Origin of the sequence: Nitrososphaera sp., from assembly GCF_013388945.1 — an archaeon.
In the GTDB taxonomy this organism is placed as follows: Archaea; Thermoproteota; Nitrososphaeria; order Nitrososphaerales; family Nitrososphaeraceae; genus Nitrososphaera.
On the sequence record NZ_JACAEH010000016.1, the window covers coordinates 1 to 16,452 of the forward strand.

The window sequence follows — 16,452 nt, forward strand, 5'->3', positions numbered from 1 at the left end:
AGGTCCTCAAGCGCATCGCAATATGCAAGGCGTACAACTCGAGCCACCTAGAACTGATAGTCAAGTCGATGGGCAAGTACATTGACGATTTCAAGGCCAAAATGATAATAATCGACAGCATCATCTCGCTGCACAGGGCAGAGTTTGCCGGCCGCGGGACGCTTGCGGACCGCCAGCAGCGCCTTAACGGCATCATGCACAAGCTGGTGAGGATAGCCGAGATCTACAACGTGGCAGTCATTGTCACAAACCAGGTCCAGTCGACGCCGGACACGTTCTTTGGCGACCCGACAAAGCCCGCAGGCGGCCACGTCATAGGCCACGCCTCGACTTACAGGATATACCTGAGGAAGGCCGGCAACGACCGCGTCGCCAAGATGATAGACTCGCCATACCACCCCTACAGCGATGTCAGGTTCACAGTGAACGAGAAGGGCATAGACGACATCGAAGAGTCGGCAAAGAAGAAAAAGTCAGAAGACTAGAGGAATTTCTTTTCTGCCTGCGACAGTTTTTCCAAGTCGCCGCAGTTCTTGATGAGCTGCGCCAGCTTTTCTTTTGCCCTTCCATCCCTTATCGCCTGCCGGGCCATCGCCACGCCGTCTTTCAGGTCGGCTGCAACCTTGCCCACTGCAAGCGCGGCGGCGGCATTCATGACTGCCATGTCCTCTTTTTCAGTTGGCGCCTTGCCGTAGATCACCTGGAGCGTGGTCTTGACGGAGTCGTCGCGGCTGTTCACGACCAGCTGCTCTGCCCTTGCAGGCGAGATGCCAAGAACCTTGGGGCTCAGGCGCAGGCGTTTCAGCTGGCCGCCTGTGACCCAGATGATGTCGTTTTCGCACGTGTTCGACAGCTCGTCAAAGCCGTCGGCGGCGTGCACTATCATCGCCTCGTTGATGTAGCCGGTGCACACCTCTGCAAGCGTCTCAAGGAGCGATGGTTCGAACACGCCTATGACCTGGCCGCCGATGTTGGTGCACGGGTTGCTAAGGGGCCCGACGAGGTTGAAAACAGTCCTTATGCCAATCGCCTTTCTTGCAGGCGCGACGTTTTTCATGGAAGGGTGGAAGGCAGGCGCAAAGAGAAAGCCGATGCCGGTTTTTTCAATACAGTTTTGGACCTTTTCCGGCGGCGCACCAAGGTCTAGGCCGACGTACTCGAGAAAGTCCGCGCTGCCGCAAGGGCCAGACACCGACCTGTTGCCGTGCTTGGCTACCTTTGCGCCTGCGGCTGCTGCAATTACAGCGGCGGCCGTGCTGACGTTGAACGTCCTGATAGAATCGCCGCCCGTCCCGCAGGTGTCAATCAGCAGGCCCGAGACTTTGGGCGTTATCCGGGTCGCGTGGCTTCTCACCGACTGGAGTATCGCCCTTATCTCTGACGGCTTTTCGCCCTTCATCGCAAGCGCGACAAGGAACGCCGCGATCGCACCCTCGCCTGCCTGGCCGCCAAGTATCGCGTCAAGGGCTCCTGCAACTTCTGCATCGGACAGGTCTGACCGCGCTACCAGCCTGCGTATCACTGGCCGCAGGTCCGCCGGCGCGTCGGTCATTTCTTCACCAACGACATAAAGTTGGCAAGGATCTTGCGGCCCTCGCCTGTAAGTATCGATTCTGGGTGGAACTGGACTCCCTCGATGGGATATTCCTTGTGCCTGACGCCCATTATCTCGCCGTCGTCTGTAGCCCGGGCAGTCACTTCAAGGCAGTCCGGGATCGTCTCCTTGTCTGCCACAAGCGAGTGGTAGCGCGTCGCACGGAACGGGTTGCTCACGTTTGAAAAGAGTCTGTCCTTGCCTTCCTTGTATTCGATCACGCTTGTCTTGCCGTGCCTGACCTTGCCGGCGTTTACCACCTTGCCTCCAAAGGCATGGACGATGCCCTGATGCCCTAGGCAGACGCCAAGTATCGGCGTCTTGGGGCCCAGCTTTTGAATGACATCCGTGCACACGCCAAAGTACTTGCGGTCTGCGGGGTGGCCCGGCCCTGGCGATATCACGATGCCGTCAGGCTTCATCTTCTTTATCTGCGCTAATGTCACCTTGTCATTTCTGACCACGACCGGCTCGGTGTCCATCTCGCCCAAAAGCTGGGCTATGTTGTAGACAAACGAGTCATAGTTGTCAATCACGAGGATTTTCTTCTTTTTAGCCAAAGGCCTTACCTTCGGTGGAGAATCAGATGCGCGCCGGCTGCTGCCAAAAGTGACCGCCTCTTTTCATTGTCCCCAAGACCAAAAGCGCGCTGTTTGTATTTAAATCTAGTGTGCTCCTACTGCAAGGAGCCTCTGGTTCCGGATTTGCGAAGATATATAATCCATGGATTATGATGTCAGCTCAACCTCACAGGAGCGATTGGCTTTGGTCAGGATTTTCATAAACGGTTACGGCAACATCGGCCGGCGCCTTGCGTCCGCGCTTTCAGTCGACAAGGAGATCCAGTTCGTAGGAGTTGCAAAATACACTGTGGACGAGAAGGTCAAGGAGGCGCTCGACAACAGGTACGGCGTCTACGTGCCGCAGGAGATGATGCCTGCATTCAAGGAGAAGGGATACAACGTGACTGGCGCCGTCAAGGACGCAGTTGCCGCATGCGACCTGGTGGTTGACGCTGCAAAGGAAGGCGGCGGCTTTGCGAACAAAAAGGCGCTCTACGAGCCGATGAAAAAGCCGGCGATATTCCAGGGTGGAGAGGACAGGCACGGCGAGCAGGCAGTCGCTGACATGATACACAACTCGCGTGTAAACTATGCAAAGGCAGCAGGCAAGACATACGTGATACAGGGGAGCTGCAACGTCTCCGGGATGGGCAGGGTTATGCAGCCCCTCATCGAGAAGTTCGGAGCACGCATAAAGCGCTTTGACGTTTCGCTCATCCGCAGGTGGGCGGACCTTGAGGACACAAAGCCGGTCAAGGATTCTATCGAGTGGGACAGGCACCCGCACCACCAGGACGACGTCAAGGACTTTATCCCCGACGCCAACCTCTACGTGGACGCGTTCAAGGTGCCGTCGCGCATGATGCACCTGCACCACATGACGATACGCTTTGACAGGGCGCCTGCAAAGGACGAGATACTGGAATGCTACCGCAAGGAGTTCGGCGTCGCCATCCTGAATTCTGCCAAAGGCACCGGCGACGTCCGCAAGAAGGCAATCGAGCTTGGATTTGCGCACGGAGACACCAACATGGTGCACATACACGAGGACATTCTGCGCGTGCAGGACGACATCGTGAAACTGGGCTACTCTGACGACCAGACTGGCATGGTGATACCAGAAAACCACATGCTCATACAGTCGATGGTCTTCAAAAGGCCGAGGGACGAGGCGCTCCAAAGGACGGACAACCTCTTCCAGATGAGCAAGAAGCGCAAGATTCTCGAAGAAGAATTCAAGTAAATGCGAGTCCCGCCCTGCATGTGCGCAGACTAGACAGGGTCAGGACCCGCTTGACTGACTGGTAGATAGCAGAATGCAAAAGCAGACTATAAGCAGGGCGTGTACAATGCCATGCAGTTTTCATTCAGGTTTCAACGCGCAGGACTGGTTGAACCTCTTGTTCACGACATAGAGGGCCCAGACAAGTAGCGCGATGCCGGCGAGCCTGAGCGGGACCTGGTACTGCGCAAAGATGCTCGTTACAGCCGCGCCGGCAACTCCAAATGTCGTGGCAAAAAAGAAGCCTGCAGACGTGCACCCTGCACACGCGCTTGAAACAACGCTCAGGGTAGAACCGGAAAAGAGCGACGCGCCCAGCCTTACTCTGGAGTTTCTGAACACATAGACGTTCATGCTGACAACGATGCCGAGCAGCATAGAGGTGATGACAGAAAGCGCAAAAGTCGCCGCGGCGTCGCCGGGTATGTAAAACACCAGCACCGGCTCAAAGAACAGGAGCTGGTCAAGCCAGCTGAAAAGCGTCCAGAATGCTGCCGCAATGGCGGCTGCAAGGGCAACATAAGTCCTGCCTGCAAAGACAGCCCTAAACGCCATCAAGCCTTCATTTTGAAGTCCAAAACAGCATAAAACCCTTCTGCGCAGAAGGATTCAAATACCGCAAAAGCCAATTCTGCACTGCTTGAGCTCCAAACTGCAGTCACGCAAGGAATGCGCCCTGTGCGGCACAACGCTGCCAGTAGGCACCGTGGTCAGCCTGTGCGGCGAGTGCATGAAGATAGCCGACTGCGCGTGCGGGCTTGAAAAGCTCCACGAATAATTATTCACAAGTTGCACCGCATTTCCACTGCAAGTTCCCACCACCCCGTGTTTTGAAATTGCACCATTTTTTCGTGCTTAAAATGGTACAAGTTGCACCATTTTTCATTGGAAAATGCATGCAGATGCGATACATCACAGACACTAACTATTCTACCATTTTCAGCGTGTCAGTTATAGTCACAATCCCGATGACGTTTGCCTTTTCGCTCACAAGCACACACCTTGTAAAGCGCACGAGCGGAATCAGCGCCTTTGCCGGCGTCGAGACGTCGACCTGGGGCGGTGGCGACTCCATCACCTGGGAAACCCTGACGTCCTTCAGCTCCATTTCGTCTTTTTCAACCATTATTTTGGCAAGGCCGTCTTCTGTCAGTATGCCGACGACTTTTGACGCGTCGAACACCGGTATCTGGCTGATAGAGTTCTTGCGCATCAGTTCAATGGCCCTGTGCAGCCGCTCGTCCTTTTGCACGTAGATGAGGTGCCTGCTGCAGATGTCGCCGGCCTTCATCGACGTCTTGCCCTCAAGCGAGCCGAGCACTTCAAAGATCTTGCGCGCCGTGTCGTAGCTGGGCTTGCACCTTCCAGACTCTATCTGGTTAATCATCGACGTGCTCACGCCTGTAAGGGATGCCAGCTTGCGCTGCGTTATGCCGAGCCTGACGCGGGCCTGCTTGATGTATTCGAGCCTTGGAAGCAAGCATGTTTCTTTTGCGGTCAGAACTTAAATATGCTTGCGAAACGCCGGCGCCAAGGATAAGTACCAAGCAGCGCCCACTAGGTGCAGATGGGGAACTTTTACCTGGACCTCGAGACCACCGGTCTTGACCCTCTCAAGGACAAGATAATCACGATTCAGTTCATGGAAATAGACAGGACGACTGCGACCAAAAAGGGCGAGCTCCGCATCCTGAAAGAGTGGGAGTCAGGCGAGAAGGACATATTGCTTGCGTTCATTTCAGAGTCCAAGATAGCCGACCCGTACCCCTTTACGTTTGTGCCGGTGGGGTACAACCTCGGCTTTGAGCACAAGTTCCTGCTTGAGCGCTGCAGGGCAAACGGCCTGCCGCCCGTGGACATACTCAACAAGCCGTTCATAGACCTGCGGCCGTTTGGCGTGCTCATGAACGGCGGCGAGTTCAAGGGGTCGGGCCTTGACAAGATAACCGGCAAGCCGCACGACGGAAGCGTCGTCCCGGGCTGGTATGCCGACAGGAAATACGCCGAAATTGAAAATTACGTGAGGGTGGAGGCCGACGAGTTTGTGCGCGTCTGCTCGTGGCTGTACAGGGAGCTTCCCGGTATGCTTGCGCGCTTTAAACTGGAAAACAACCTGCAGTAGGCCCCAAGTCGCGTAAGGTTATATTATCTGCTTGCGGCGTTTTGCCGGTACTCGCATGGGCGGCGGAAACGGCGACAGCACGTGGGACTCGGTCAAGCGCTACAAGCTGACCAAGATGATAAACGAGCTGTCCAACATATCGGGCCACGGCACGGAGCTTGTCACGGTATACGTCCCGCCGAGGAGGCCGATATTTGACGTCATTGGGCAATTGCGAAACGAGGCTGGAACCGCGTCCAACATCAAGTCGGATTTGACAAGGACGCACGTGCAGGACGCACTGAGCAGGACCATGGAGCATTTGAAACTCTTCAAGACGACCCCTGAAAACGGGCTTGTGATATTCTGTGGAGCCATTCCAAACGACAAGGGGATTGGCAAGGAGAAGATAGAGCTGTTCTCTGTCATACCTCCAAAGCCCATCCAGATAAGCCTCTACCGGTGCGACGACCATTTCTGGACCGACCACCTGAAAGACATGCTAAAGGACGAAAAGGTGATTGGAATCCTTGCAATAGACACGACTGAAGCCGGCCTCGGAATACTCACAGGCGACAGGTGGGAGACAGTCGACACGCTCACTTCGGGTGTTTCTGGCAAGCACCGGCAGGGCGGACAGTCGGCGCGGCGTTTTGAGCGCCTGCGCGAAAACGAGCTCAACGAATACTACCACCGCGTGGCAGACCACGCAAAGGCCGTTTTTATCGACCAGTATAACGTCAAGGGCCTGATAGTCGGCGGCCCCGGGCCCACAAAGGACAATTTCCTGAAAGAAGAGTACCTTGACTACAGGCTGCAGAAGAACATCCTCGTCACGCTTGACACCTCCTACTCTGGCGACGAGGGGGTGCGCGAGATAATCGACAAGGCGCAGAAGGACGGGATACTTGCCGAGTTCCGTGTGATGGAAGAAAAGCAGCTGGTGAAAAAGTTCATGAGCGAGGTGCACTCTGGCAAGGGACTTGGCATCTATGGCATTTTTGATGTCATCAAAATGATGCAGGGAGGCGTCGCTGACCTAGTCCTTGTGGCAAGCGACATATCGTATGTAAAGCTGGATTTCACATGCAAGTCCTGCGGCAACGTCCAGGAAAGGATAGTCGACAGGTCTGCACTTGTAGAGACAAAGCAGGACGTGACATCCAAGCCCTGCCCCAAGTGCAAGGCCGCCGACTTTGACGTTTCAGAAAAGGATATCGTAGACTATATGCAAGAGCTTGCAACCATGTCCGGCACGCGCCTTGAGGTGATATCTGCCCAGATGGAAGAAGGCGCGCAGCTGGTGGCACTTGGCAGGGTGGGCGCCATATTGCGCTACAAGCCGGCTTGAGGCTCGCATGTGCAAATGGCGGTTTCTTTAAAGCACCCGGTGAAAGTATTGCAGCCAAGGGGCGAGCAGGCTTCAAACGATTTTACGTCCCTGCCGCAGGTGCACTTCATGATACCTTTTTGGCCGCCAGCTGATTTCTAGCTTGCGCCTGCCCTCTCACTGACAAACTTGTCAACAAATTCTTGACATGACTTAAATAAAGGCAGACAGGTACACCTCATCGAGAAAATGGCTACGCAGCTTAAGGTTCACCCGTCGTTTTTCAAGGAATTCGCAACAAAGACATGGGTCTCGCCCACCGAGATAGTCAAGGAGCTTGTGGAAAACGCCTTTGACGAGGACGCCACGAAGGTGCTGGTAACAGTCCTCAAGGGTGGCTCTATTGCGATAGAGGACGACGCCGGTATGGACCAGAAGAGCATGGAAAAGTTTTTGCTCCTAGGCTCGCCGCACAAGAGGGTCGAGTCCATATCGCCGAAACTGAAGAGGATAAGGACCGGGCGATACGGGACGGGCAGGCTGTCATTTCTCACCTCTTTTGAAAGCATGAAGATTAGGACAAAGCGCGGCAGCTTCCACAAGGCGTTCATGATAGACGGCGCAGTGCTTGACAAGCTGTTCAAGGGCAACGCGACCCTTGGCGAGCTCAGGGCGCCTGCGCTAAAGCGCGACGGCACAGAGCTTGTAATGTCAGGTTCCAAGGCAGAAGCAGATGTCCCAAAGCTCATCAAAGAAATCCGCAAGCTTGCAATCCTCAGGCAGCCGATGTTCGAGGTGTTCATCAAGACTGCCGACAGGTTCAAGGAATGGGACCTGAAAGACGCACAAAAGATAACGGCGCCGGACATCCAGGGCCACAGGATACCTGTCAGCCTGCAGGGAGGCAAGATAACCGGCGAGATAGTGATAGCAAGGAGGCCGCTTTCAGACGAGGAGCGCGGGATAGCAGTCATGGTCGGAAACCACATCGTCACGCGCAGCAACTTTGGCTTTGACACCAAGCTTGCTAGGGTGACAGGGTTTGTCAGGTGCGACTCGCTCACGTCTAGGTTTGCTGACAAGTCTGCCCTGATTGAAGACGACGAGTACGCCAAGTTCAATCAGGCCATGAAGACCTTTGTCATTGACACTGTAATCCCGGGCCTGACAGAGTACGAGGACGTGCTCATCACAAGGGAGGAGTCCAAGATATACAGGCAGATAGACAAGGTGCTGGGGCAGGCCATCATAGACACGCTCGAGCCACAGGAGATAGTGCAGGGGTACGAAATGGTGGACGTCAAGGAAGTGGTAAGGACTACAAGCAAGGAAGAAAAGAAGTCCAAGCACGCCGCGCAGGTCCAAGAGTACGAGGAATCCAAGCCGCTTGCGCCTGAAAGCGGCGGCATGGCAAAGGCCGGACGCCACGCCGAGCCCCAGTCGTACAGGTCCGTGCCTGTGGAAGAGGCGGCGCCTGTGGAAGGCGAGGTGGTAAACGTCATCGACGAGAGGCAGGCCGACGGTACAGTCATCAGGACAAAGAAGGTGAGAAGGCCCATCTTGAAAAAGACGTTTGCACTTCGCAGGGTCGGCTTCAAGGTCATACCGTACGAGGACGAGTCTGACTCGCGCTACAGCTTTACAAACGAGAACGTCGTGTTCGTCAACAAGGCCAACTCGACGTACAAGGCAGAGGCAACGAGGGGCGACGAGTTCCTGCTCAGGCACATCATAAACATGGTCGCAGAATCGATAGCCAAAGCCAAGCACCCGGAGGGCAAGGACGCTCTGGAGCTGCAGAACAAGCTGGTGTCTGAGGCAATCAGGATACACGACTACTCCGTCATGAAGCGATAGAAACGACTAAATCTAACTGCGGACGCGAGATACAGCGATAGATATGGCGTTTGAATTCATGCCGGGCGCAACCGTCGTCGGCATCTCGTACGACAACGGCGTAATTCTGGCGGCCGAAAAGAGGGTGTCTTTTGGCCACTTTGTCGTCAACAAGAACATCAAAAAGACTTTTACGGTGACCCACCAGGTGGGCGCTGCCTGCGCGGGCATGGTCGCAGACATGCAGGTGCTCGTAAGGCAGGTCGAGGCTCTTGCCAAGATCCGCAAGCTCGAGACAAGGCGTGAAGTCGCGCCAAACTCTGTCGCCAAGCTGATGTCAGTCATAATGTTTGAGCGCCGCTACTTCCCGCTTTTGACGCAGGTAATAGTCGGAGGCGTAAACGACAAGCCCGAAATATACACGCTTGACCCGCTGGGTTCCGTTCTGCCAGACGAGTATGCGGCAGTCGGCACGGGCGCGGAGATGGCCCTTGGCATCATGGATGCAGAATTCAAGGCAGGCATGACCGAGGCAAAGGCAAAGGAGCTTGCCGTGAGGGCTATAAAGTCGGCAATCCAGCGCGACTCTGCTTCAGGCGACGGAATCGACGTGCTGTTTGTCACAAGGGACGGCACGCGCGAAGAAACGATAAAGCTGAACTAGATCTCCTTGTGTGCTTCCCATATTTTGTCGCTGATGTAATGTAAATTGTCGACGACGTAGCCCTTGGGCATCGCCTTTGCGGCCTCGCTGTCTTCAAGCGCGACGCCAACTGCAAGCATCTTGCCGTGCGACTGGTCCTTGACCACTACAATGTCGCCTTTTTTGAACTGTCCGAATTCGACTATGCCGGGCCTGAGCACTTTTGCGCCGTTGCACACAAACTTGACCGCGCCCATGTCTACTGTGACTGCGGGAAACTTGGCAAGCACGTCGGGCTTGCCAAGGAACGGCACTATGGCGTCTTTGACCTGCACGGCGGTGAGCTCGTCTGAAACCAAGATCTTTTTCTCGGCGTCCACCTCGTAGACCTTGAACGTCTTGACCCTTGGCACCGCGCCTGCAGGCCACCTTGCCGTGATTTTTTCAATGATGTCTGCAGTCTCGCTTTTGGAAATGACTGATATTTTCAGGGTGTATCATCGACGCTACGCACGCGTTCGTTATTATCGTTTTCCAGACAACTTTATACGCACAGCCGGCAACAATTGACTATGCACTACAGGATAGTCAAGGAGCCAATGGCGCTCCTGGAAGTTGACATGTCTGCAGGCGAAAAGATAACCGCCGAGTCCGGCGCCATGGTGTACATGAAAGGCGACATCGAAATAAAGACGCGCACGCGCGAAGGCGGCTTTTTGAAGAAACTGAAGGTGACGGCGCTTGGAGGCGAGTCGTTCTTTGTTAACGACTTTATGGCAAAAGGCGACTGCTCGGTAGGCCTCACTGGCCCTCCGATTGGCGACATCATACGCCTCGATGTCAAACCCGGCGCGGGTTTTATCGTCCAGTCAGGCTCGTACGTCGCGTCCTCCTCAGGAGTCATGCTCGACACGCAGTGGCAGGGCTTTACAAAGGGGCTTTTTGGCTCTGAATTTTTCATGCTCAAGGTGACGGGGCAGGGCGAGCTTTTCGCCAATGCGTACGGCGGCATAGTGCAGAAAGACCTTGCTCCCGGCGAAAAGATGACAGTCGACAACTACCACCTGGTCGCGCTTGGCGAAAGCGTCCGGTACAACGTCATAAAGGTGGGCGGCATGAAGACGACCATACTTGGCGGCGAGGGCCTTGCGACAGAATGTACCGGGCCGGGACCTGTCTACTTCCAGACAAAGAACCTGCGCGAGCTGGTGGACCTGCTTGGAATAAACCAGCGCGCAGAAACTACTTCAAACACCGGCGTGTCGTTTGGCGGGTTCAGGATAGGCTAGGCGTTGGTGTGTGTCAGCGCCTGCCAGCACTCTATGCAATAGTCGCCTGTGACCTGGAATATCTCGGCGGGCCTCTCTTTGCACTGGTTGCAGAGTATGTCTGCAATTTCCCCCGATTTCGGCTCTTTCGATTCAAATATTTGCACAGTAGATTATAGGAATTCTAATGTGAATCCGATATTTATATGTAATTTGTTACTCTCGCTTCACAAGACACGGCGCGGCAGTCAACAAAGCTAGCGCTCAAAGACGGTGTCGCGGATCTCTATGAGGTCCCGCAGTACGGCGCTTGCAGTCTCCATGCCGCCGGCGCCCCTGCCTATGATTGTCTGCTGGCCCGAGTGCTCTGACGAAAACGTTACTGCGTTGAGCGTGCCGTTTACGCATATAGGGTCCTTCTTGGATACTTCCGTAGGCCTTACTTCAAGAATCCTGCTGTCGCAGGCGGCTATCAGTTTGATGGCATTGCCGCGGGACTGCGCGCTCTTTACGTCCGACACCTTGACGCCGGATATCCCCGTCCTTGCGACGTCTTTCATGGTCACCTTCATGCCCATCACCCAGTTTGCCATGATGACAAGTTTTGCCGCCGCGTCGTAGCCGTCCGTGTCAAGCGACGGCACTGCCTCCGCGTAGCCCTTTTCCTTGGCGTCTGCAAGCGCGCTCTCGTACGTCAGGCCTTCTTCCATCTTGCTCAGGATGTAGTTTGTGGTGCCGTTAAGGATACCCTGGAACGACACTATCCTGTCGCCTTTCAGGCAGCGCTTGGCAAACTCTAGAATCGGCGTCCCTCCTCCGACGGTGCCGGAGAACCTGAGCATGACGCCGTTGTAGTTTGCAAGCTCTATCAGTGACGGGAATGCAAGCGCAAGCGGCCCCTTGTTGACGCTTATAACGTGCTTGCCAGTCCTCATGGCAGATATGATGTGCGACGTCCCCGGCTCGCCCGTTGTCAGATCGGTAGGCGTTGCCTCTATCACCACTTCTGCGTCGACGTTTTCAATGATGTGCAGCGGGTCAAACTTGGCCGCGCCTTTTTCGTACATGCCAACTGTGCCCTTCTTTTTTGCCATGAGCAGGCGCTCAAGGTCAAGGCCGGCCGGCGAAATGGCCGAGCCCTTGTTGTCCACGCAGGCAACTATCCTCGGCTTGACGCCGTGCTGGCTGTACAGGTCCGCCGAGCGTGAGAGCAGGAGCTTTGCAAAACTCTGCCCGACCACGCCAAAGCCTACCAGGACTATTCGCAATTTCTACCCAATTGCTTAAAGGTGTCTGGTTAATATGTTAAACGAGATGAAGGCCGACCTCGACGCGCTCGACCTCCGGCTTGTCGAGACGCTGCAGAAAGACAGCTCGATGCCGTTTGTTGACATTGCGGACAGGCTGGGCGTGACAGAAGGCACGGTCAGGAACAGGGTGCGCCGGCTGCGCAGGCTTGGAGTCATACGCAGGTTCACGGTGTCTGTCGACCCTCTCGTTCTCGGGCAGTCCGTGGTCGCGTTCGTGCTTCTCAACGCGGTGAACGGCAGGCTCAACGAGGTTGCGAAAAAGCTCTCGTCGCTGGACGCAGTAGCCGAGGTGCACGAGACGCACACGTACGGCGACCTCTTGCTCAAGGTCAGGGCAAAGAGCGCAAGCGACCTTGCAGGCATCATCTCAAACGACATCAAGGGTGTGCCCGGCGTGGCAGGGACGCAGGTGCTTTCGGTCCTCAACGTGTGGAAGGACTCGCCATAGCAAACGATTTATCCCCTGAATGGATACTGACAGATTCTACGTATTGCTTGACATTGTAACGACTGTGATAATACTGGTTGCCGTCGGGCTTGGCGCAGGGACGCTCGGCTCTATGATAGGCGTCGGAGGCGGCATCATGATGGTGCCGGCACTCGCATTTTTGGGCCTGCCGCCGACCCAGATAGCGAGCACCAGCCTGTTTGCGGTCACGTCGACCAGCGTTTCTTCGACGATAGCGTACTCGCGGCAAAAGCGCATAGACTACAGGCTCGGCGTGGAAATGGCGGCTTTTGCTGTGCCCGGCGCAGTCGTCGGCGCGCTCTTGTCAGGCCAGCTGAGCGCACAGGACTTTAGGCTCTACTTTGGGATATTGCTCTCGCTTGTCGGGCTGTACGTAGCGTTTCGAAGCTCCATCCTGAAGGAAAAGGGCGAGAAGAGGTCGCCTGCAAGGCGCGTCGCCGTTTACGCCATCACGTTTGGCGCGGGCATAATATCGAGCCTATTTGGAGTGGGCGGCGGCATAATATTCGTGCCAGCGATGCTGCTGGTGCTTGGCATGGCCGTGCAAAAGGCCGCGCCGACTTCGCAGCTCACGCTCATGATAACCGCACTGGTCGGCGTTTTCACGCATTCTGCGCTTGGACACCCTGACTATGTCTATGCCCTTGCGCTTTCTGCAGGCGCGTTTGTGGGCGCGCAGCTGGGCGCAAGGTGGTCCAGAAAGGCAAAGGAAGTGCTCCTGCAGCGCATGCTCGGCGCGGTGCTGATTGCGGTTGCCGGCAAGTTCATCTTTGACTGGTTTTCAGGAAGGTAGTTACGCCCGCGCCTCGTCGACGTAGAATATGGCCTCGTTGCGCCTGAGCGCAGCGCCTGCTGCAAGGCTCAGTATCGAGGCGTGAAGGCGGTCTGCGGCGGGCTCGGCGCCCTCGCTGTTGCCTGCAAGCACAAGGTGCAGTTTTATCGCAGAGCCAAGGACGTCTGCAAGCTCCTGGTTGACTGTCGCCGTATACGGCCTGAGCGCCCCCCTGAAAACGTCCGCCCTTGAGCGCAAGAGCCCGGATATCTTTTTGCCGACAGGCGCGTCCGGTCCTACCACCACAACCGTGCCCTTTGTGCCCTTGAACTTGGCAGGCTGCTCTAGCGCGCCCTCTGGCGCCATCGCAATGACTGCCTCCTTGACCACGAGTCCGGGGATGTACAGGTAGTTGTCGACAAGTGCGTCCCACTGCTTCCTTGCCATGGCGCTGAATGCCGCGTTGTAGTCGTAGTCGCCGGTAAAGTGTATCACAGAGTCTATCGGTCCAAAATGCGTCTTGGCGGTGTTGAATATGCGCCTGACTGCCGCCTCGTCGAGAAAGTCGATTGCGTGGCTGTGGAACTCCTTGAAGTGGGCCTGGTCGGCAGGGTTTCGGTAAAGCACTATTACCTGCTTGGCGCCTGACACCTGCGCTATTCCTGCCACCTTTTTGACCCGCTCGATGTCTTTTGGAGCAGACGATGTCGTCGTGAGCACGATGACCTTGTCCTTCAGTTCAGAGCCGGGAAGTATGTCCACGCCGGTGCCGACTATGGGCTTGACAGGGTAAAAGACGCGGTCGTTTGGTATCACCCTGCCGTTTATCAGCTTGCTTATCTTCTCGTCTGAAAGGTTCAGGACCATCTCGGCCACCTCGTCCTGCGCCAGAAACTCGCCGTCCACTATCATCTTGCTCGTGTTGCCCTGGATCTTTTCAGCTATTTGCTGCATCTTGTCAAGTGCGCCCTTGACTGTTGCTGCAATCTTGGCTACCGTCGCGTCGTCGCCCTTGCCACGTTTTGCCGCTATTTCTGTTGCGGCATCCCTGCACGCCTTTGCCACCACGTCGTCGGCGTCGCCAAGGAACGGAAGTGCCTTTGCAGTGACTACTTCTATTTCTGTTGCCGAAAGTTCAGGGTAGCCGCCGACGCGCAGAAACTCTGCCGCGGCCTTTGGGTAGACTGTCTTGTATATCCTGTCAGAGTGGACGGGCCCCGGGTTTGTGGCAACCGAGCGGATGCCCCTTTCGGCAAGCTCCCAGGCAAGGCACTCTGCCAGCCTGTTCTTGGCGCCCTGAGAGGCGGTGTAGGGCGTCCTGAAGCGGTACGGCCTCTGCTCGTAGCGGTTCTCCTCTGAAAAGAACGTCGATATCGTTATCACCTTGCCTCCCTTTTCCATGGCCTTCAGGCCGGCGGCAGAGGTCCAGAACGTGCCGGTGAGGTGTATGGCGACGCACTCTCGAAACTCCTTGACGCTTGCGTTTGTGAACGTCTTGACAGGCCCGGACACGCCGGCGTTGTTGACGATGATGTCGACTCTTCCAAACTGGCTCTTTATGCCGTCAAACATGGAGTTGATGCCGTCTTCGTCTGACACGTCGACTCCTGGAAAAGTGGCGACCCTGCCCCTTGAGCCGGCCTTCTTTATGATGTCGTTCAGGATGGCGGCTGTCTGGTCGAGCGGCTCCTTGCGCCTGCCCATGATGGCGATGTTGGCGCTGTTTTCGGCAAACCTCTTTGCGATGGCCTGGCCGATTCCGGTGCCGCTACCGGTAACAACTACTGTCTTGCCCTCAAATTTCAAGCCGCTCATGATTCAGGTTGGAAAGGCGCGCTGGACGATTATTAAAGGTATTTGCGCACCGGCACGCCGAGTATTTTCCAAGCTTGATTAATCAGCAAGCAATGGTAACCCGGCAGACTTAGTGCAGCGCGGCCCTTACGTGGCCCGCTATCAGGTCTGCGGCCTCTACCATCGCCTGGTTTGCCTGCAGGTTTTCTTCGTGGTTCCACCCGCCGTATATCCTGACGTGGCCGTCAAGCGGGTCGACCCTTATCTCGCCCTCGTGCAGGAGCACTTCCTTTAAAAGTTCCGTCAGGCGCGAGTCGTTCTGGAGCCGCTCTGCAAATGCAGGGTAGCCGGTCCAGCGCACTGCGACGACGCGCTTTTCAGAGAAGTGGCCCTTTGTCATGGGCTCGCACCTTGCAAGCACCTGCTCGGTGTTTGCATTGCCCGTGTCGACGATGTAGTGGACCTGGTAGTATCCCAAAGTCCCGTATGGGAGCGGCGACGCGTCCTGCCTCATCTCAGTTCCTCTCCAGCACCTGCACCAGGTCAAAGTTCTTGCCGCTTACCCGGATTACGCCCCTGTTTGTGACAAACTTGGAGTTCAGGCCGAACTTGTGGCTGTAGTATTCCTGCTTTTCAAGAGAGTGCGTTCCAACAGCGACAGCCTCTGCCACTATGCCGTGGTCGTTCAGGTCTGCTGCAAGCATCTGGTTTGGCGACAACTTTTTGACTATGACAGGCTCCTCGTCGGAGTGCCCGTGCTCTTCGTGTGAGTGCGAATGCTCGTGCTCCACGGCTAGAGTAGCAGAAAGGCTGCCAAATAAATTCTACTGCCGCAGGGCAGGGTGGGGGGTCGTTTCCAGTGGAAAAGCGGCCAGAAAAACAGTTCTTTTATGCAGGTTCAGGCGCGGCTGAACAGCCTACAAGCAGTGCACTGCGCTGCAGAGAATTCCTGCAGCTATTATACGTTCACTGTGAAGTCTAGGCATGACTTCAGAACCGAGTCATGAAAGCCTACCGCCGCAAAAGCCCGAGCTGGTGCTGGCAAAGTGGAGCACGAGATTCTGGGCGTGGCTTCTGGACTTTATCATAGTGATGACGGCAGCCGAGATAATATTCTCAATAGCGTATGCGCCCCTTGCGTTCAACCAGGGCATGCAGGAAAACCCGGCGCTTGGCGCCATAAAATACGCGGTGCAGAGCCTGATGTTCTTTGGCTACTGGACTTATTTCGAGTCGACAAGCGGCCAGTCGATAGGCAAGAAACTCCTCAAGATAAAGACCGCGAACCTTGCTGGCAACATTGCCGACGCAAAGAGCGTGGCGATATCGAGCTTTGGCAAGGCGTTCATCCTCCCGATAGACGTGTTCTTTGGCTGGATATTCACAAACGACAAGAGGCAGAGGCTGCTTGGCAGGGCAAGCAACACCATAGTGGTAAAGGCTGCCGAGTCAAACGGCTCGCAGTCCGTGTCTTACAGAAAGGACTGACG

General features: G+C 55.8%; 20 protein-coding genes and 1 pseudogene. 11 read left to right on the plus strand and 10 right to left on the minus strand.

Features of this window, described 5'->3' with window-relative positions; translation table 11 throughout:
• Positions 1-485: pseudogene (locus tag HXY31_RS08315) on the plus strand (DNA repair and recombination protein RadA); the annotation flags it as partial.
• Here HXY31_RS08315 and trpD read toward each other — a convergent pair.
• Both trpD and HXY31_RS08325 read right to left on the minus strand, forming a co-directional pair.
• Positions 482-1,552, minus strand: a complete 1,071-nt coding sequence (trpD, locus tag HXY31_RS08320) for an anthranilate phosphoribosyltransferase (RefSeq protein ID WP_292641870.1) — start codon at positions 1,550-1,552, stop codon at positions 482-484. The pseudogene HXY31_RS08315 and the gene trpD overlap by 4 nt on opposite strands.
• Complete coding sequence (locus HXY31_RS08325) at positions 1,549-2,154, minus strand: aminodeoxychorismate/anthranilate synthase component II (protein WP_292641873.1); 606 nt, start codon at positions 2,152-2,154, stop codon at positions 1,549-1,551. The genes trpD and HXY31_RS08325 overlap by 4 nt, the downstream gene beginning before the upstream one ends.
• A gap of 205 nt (positions 2,155-2,359) precedes the next feature.
• Between HXY31_RS08325 and HXY31_RS08330 the strand changes: the two genes are divergently transcribed.
• Positions 2,360-3,400 carry a type II glyceraldehyde-3-phosphate dehydrogenase gene (locus tag HXY31_RS08330; RefSeq protein WP_292641875.1) on the plus strand — a complete coding sequence of 347 codons (1,041 nt, stop codon included), beginning with the start codon at positions 2,360-2,362 and terminating at the stop codon, positions 3,398-3,400.
• A gap of 120 nt (positions 3,401-3,520) precedes the next feature.
• Here the strand turns inward: HXY31_RS08330 and HXY31_RS08335 are convergent, their stop codons facing one another.
• Entirely contained in the window at positions 3,521-3,994 is a 474-nt protein-coding gene (locus HXY31_RS08335) for a hypothetical protein (RefSeq protein WP_292641876.1), read from the minus strand.
• An 85-nt stretch (positions 3,995-4,079) separates the two neighbouring features.
• Here HXY31_RS08335 and HXY31_RS08340 point away from each other — a divergent pair, with 85 nt between their 5' ends.
• Positions 4,080-4,217: a hypothetical protein gene (locus HXY31_RS08340; protein WP_292641878.1), complete on the plus strand. Its 138-nt coding sequence runs from the start codon at positions 4,080-4,082 to the stop codon at positions 4,215-4,217.
• 147 nt (positions 4,218-4,364) lie between these two features.
• On the opposite strand, the gene HXY31_RS08345 is transcribed toward HXY31_RS08340, so the two are convergent.
• Positions 4,365-4,919, minus strand: coding sequence for a CBS domain-containing protein (locus HXY31_RS08345; protein ID WP_292641880.1), 555 nt, complete (start codon positions 4,917-4,919; stop codon positions 4,365-4,367).
• An 87-nt stretch (positions 4,920-5,006) separates the two neighbouring features.
• Here HXY31_RS08345 and HXY31_RS08350 point away from each other — a divergent pair, with 87 nt between their 5' ends.
• The 4 genes from HXY31_RS08350 (at position 5,007) to HXY31_RS08365 (ending at position 9,370) form a co-directional block, all read left to right on the plus strand.
• Positions 5,007-5,561, plus strand: coding sequence for a ribonuclease H-like domain-containing protein (locus HXY31_RS08350; RefSeq protein WP_342816900.1), 555 nt, complete (start codon positions 5,007-5,009; stop codon positions 5,559-5,561).
• Positions 5,562-5,616: 55 nt separating this feature from the next.
• Entirely contained in the window at positions 5,617-6,891 is a 1,275-nt protein-coding gene (gene prf1, locus HXY31_RS08355; protein WP_292641885.1) for a peptide chain release factor aRF-1, read from the plus strand.
• A 228-nt stretch (positions 6,892-7,119) separates the two neighbouring features.
• On the plus strand, positions 7,120-8,727 hold the full coding sequence (locus HXY31_RS08360; protein ID WP_292641888.1) for an ATP-binding protein: 1,608 nt from the start codon (positions 7,120-7,122) through the stop codon (positions 8,725-8,727).
• Positions 8,728-8,770: 43 nt separating this feature from the next.
• Complete coding sequence (locus HXY31_RS08365; protein ID WP_292641890.1) at positions 8,771-9,370, plus strand: proteasome subunit beta; 600 nt, start codon at positions 8,771-8,773, stop codon at positions 9,368-9,370.
• Here HXY31_RS08365 and HXY31_RS08370 read toward each other — a convergent pair.
• Positions 9,367-9,840, minus strand: coding sequence for a PUA domain-containing protein (locus HXY31_RS08370; RefSeq protein WP_366933092.1), 474 nt, complete (start codon positions 9,838-9,840; stop codon positions 9,367-9,369). The genes HXY31_RS08365 and HXY31_RS08370 overlap by 4 nt on opposite strands.
• 81 nt (positions 9,841-9,921) lie before the next feature.
• On the opposite strand from HXY31_RS08370, the gene HXY31_RS08375 reads away from it, so the two are divergent.
• The gene (locus HXY31_RS08375) at positions 9,922-10,638 is read left to right on the plus strand and encodes a TIGR00266 family protein (RefSeq protein ID WP_292641893.1); all 717 of its coding nucleotides are present in this window, start codon (positions 9,922-9,924) and stop codon (positions 10,636-10,638) included.
• Here HXY31_RS08375 and HXY31_RS08380 read toward each other — a convergent pair.
• Complete coding sequence (locus HXY31_RS08380; protein WP_292641895.1) at positions 10,635-10,784, minus strand: hypothetical protein; 150 nt, start codon at positions 10,782-10,784, stop codon at positions 10,635-10,637. The genes HXY31_RS08375 and HXY31_RS08380 overlap by 4 nt on opposite strands.
• A 90-nt stretch (positions 10,785-10,874) precedes the next feature.
• Positions 10,875-11,885, minus strand: coding sequence for a homoserine dehydrogenase (locus HXY31_RS08385; RefSeq protein ID WP_292641898.1), 1,011 nt, complete (start codon positions 11,883-11,885; stop codon positions 10,875-10,877).
• Between the two features lie 46 nt (positions 11,886-11,931).
• Between HXY31_RS08385 and HXY31_RS08390 the strand changes: the two genes are divergently transcribed.
• The gene (locus HXY31_RS08390; protein WP_292641901.1) at positions 11,932-12,375 is read left to right on the plus strand and encodes an Lrp/AsnC family transcriptional regulator; all 444 of its coding nucleotides are present in this window, start codon (positions 11,932-11,934) and stop codon (positions 12,373-12,375) included.
• Positions 12,376-12,394: 19 nt separating this feature from the next.
• Entirely contained in the window at positions 12,395-13,189 is a 795-nt protein-coding gene (locus HXY31_RS08395; protein WP_292641904.1) for a sulfite exporter TauE/SafE family protein, read from the plus strand.
• Here HXY31_RS08395 and HXY31_RS08400 read toward each other — a convergent pair whose 3' ends face one another.
• The 3 genes from HXY31_RS08400 to HXY31_RS08410 form a co-directional block, all read right to left on the minus strand.
• Positions 13,190-14,983: an SDR family NAD(P)-dependent oxidoreductase gene (locus HXY31_RS08400; RefSeq protein WP_292641906.1), complete on the minus strand. Its 1,794-nt coding sequence runs from the start codon at positions 14,981-14,983 to the stop codon at positions 13,190-13,192. It lies immediately after the preceding gene.
• Positions 14,984-15,092: 109 nt separating this feature from the next.
• Complete coding sequence (locus HXY31_RS08405; protein ID WP_292641908.1) at positions 15,093-15,476, minus strand: hypothetical protein; 384 nt, start codon at positions 15,474-15,476, stop codon at positions 15,093-15,095.
• Between the two features lies 1 nt (position 15,477).
• Entirely contained in the window at positions 15,478-15,753 is a 276-nt protein-coding gene (locus tag HXY31_RS08410) for a hypothetical protein (RefSeq protein ID WP_292641910.1), read from the minus strand.
• A gap of 193 nt (positions 15,754-15,946) precedes the next feature.
• On the opposite strand from HXY31_RS08410, the gene HXY31_RS08415 reads away from it, so the two are divergent.
• Entirely contained in the window at positions 15,947-16,450 is a 504-nt protein-coding gene (locus HXY31_RS08415; protein ID WP_292641913.1) for an RDD family protein, read from the plus strand.
• Positions 16,451-16,452 lie beyond the last annotated feature (2 nt).

Coding starts and splice junctions, on each gene's coding strand:
- trpD (WP_292641870.1), bottom strand. CDS start 1,552: ATGACCGACGCGCCGGCGGACCTGCGGCCAGTGATACGCAGGCTGGTA.
- HXY31_RS08335 (WP_292641876.1), bottom strand. CDS start 3,994: ATGGCGTTTAGGGCTGTCTTTGCAGGCAGGACTTATGTTGCCCTTGCA.
- HXY31_RS08350 (WP_342816900.1), top strand. CDS start 5,007: ATGGGGAACTTTTACCTGGACCTCGAGACCACCGGTCTTGACCCTCTC.
- prf1 (WP_292641885.1), top strand. CDS start 5,617: ATGGGCGGCGGAAACGGCGACAGCACGTGGGACTCGGTCAAGCGCTAC.
- HXY31_RS08360 (WP_292641888.1), top strand. CDS start 7,120: ATGGCTACGCAGCTTAAGGTTCACCCGTCGTTTTTCAAGGAATTCGCA.
- HXY31_RS08365 (WP_292641890.1), top strand. CDS start 8,771: ATGGCGTTTGAATTCATGCCGGGCGCAACCGTCGTCGGCATCTCGTAC.
- HXY31_RS08375 (WP_292641893.1), top strand. CDS start 9,922: ATGCACTACAGGATAGTCAAGGAGCCAATGGCGCTCCTGGAAGTTGAC.
- HXY31_RS08390 (WP_292641901.1), top strand. CDS start 11,932: ATGAAGGCCGACCTCGACGCGCTCGACCTCCGGCTTGTCGAGACGCTG.
- HXY31_RS08395 (WP_292641904.1), top strand. CDS start 12,395: ATGGATACTGACAGATTCTACGTATTGCTTGACATTGTAACGACTGTG.
- HXY31_RS08400 (WP_292641906.1), bottom strand. CDS start 14,983: ATGAGCGGCTTGAAATTTGAGGGCAAGACAGTAGTTGTTACCGGTAGC.
- HXY31_RS08405 (WP_292641908.1), bottom strand. CDS start 15,476: ATGAGGCAGGACGCGTCGCCGCTCCCATACGGGACTTTGGGATACTAC.
- HXY31_RS08415 (WP_292641913.1), top strand. CDS start 15,947: ATGACTTCAGAACCGAGTCATGAAAGCCTACCGCCGCAAAAGCCCGAG.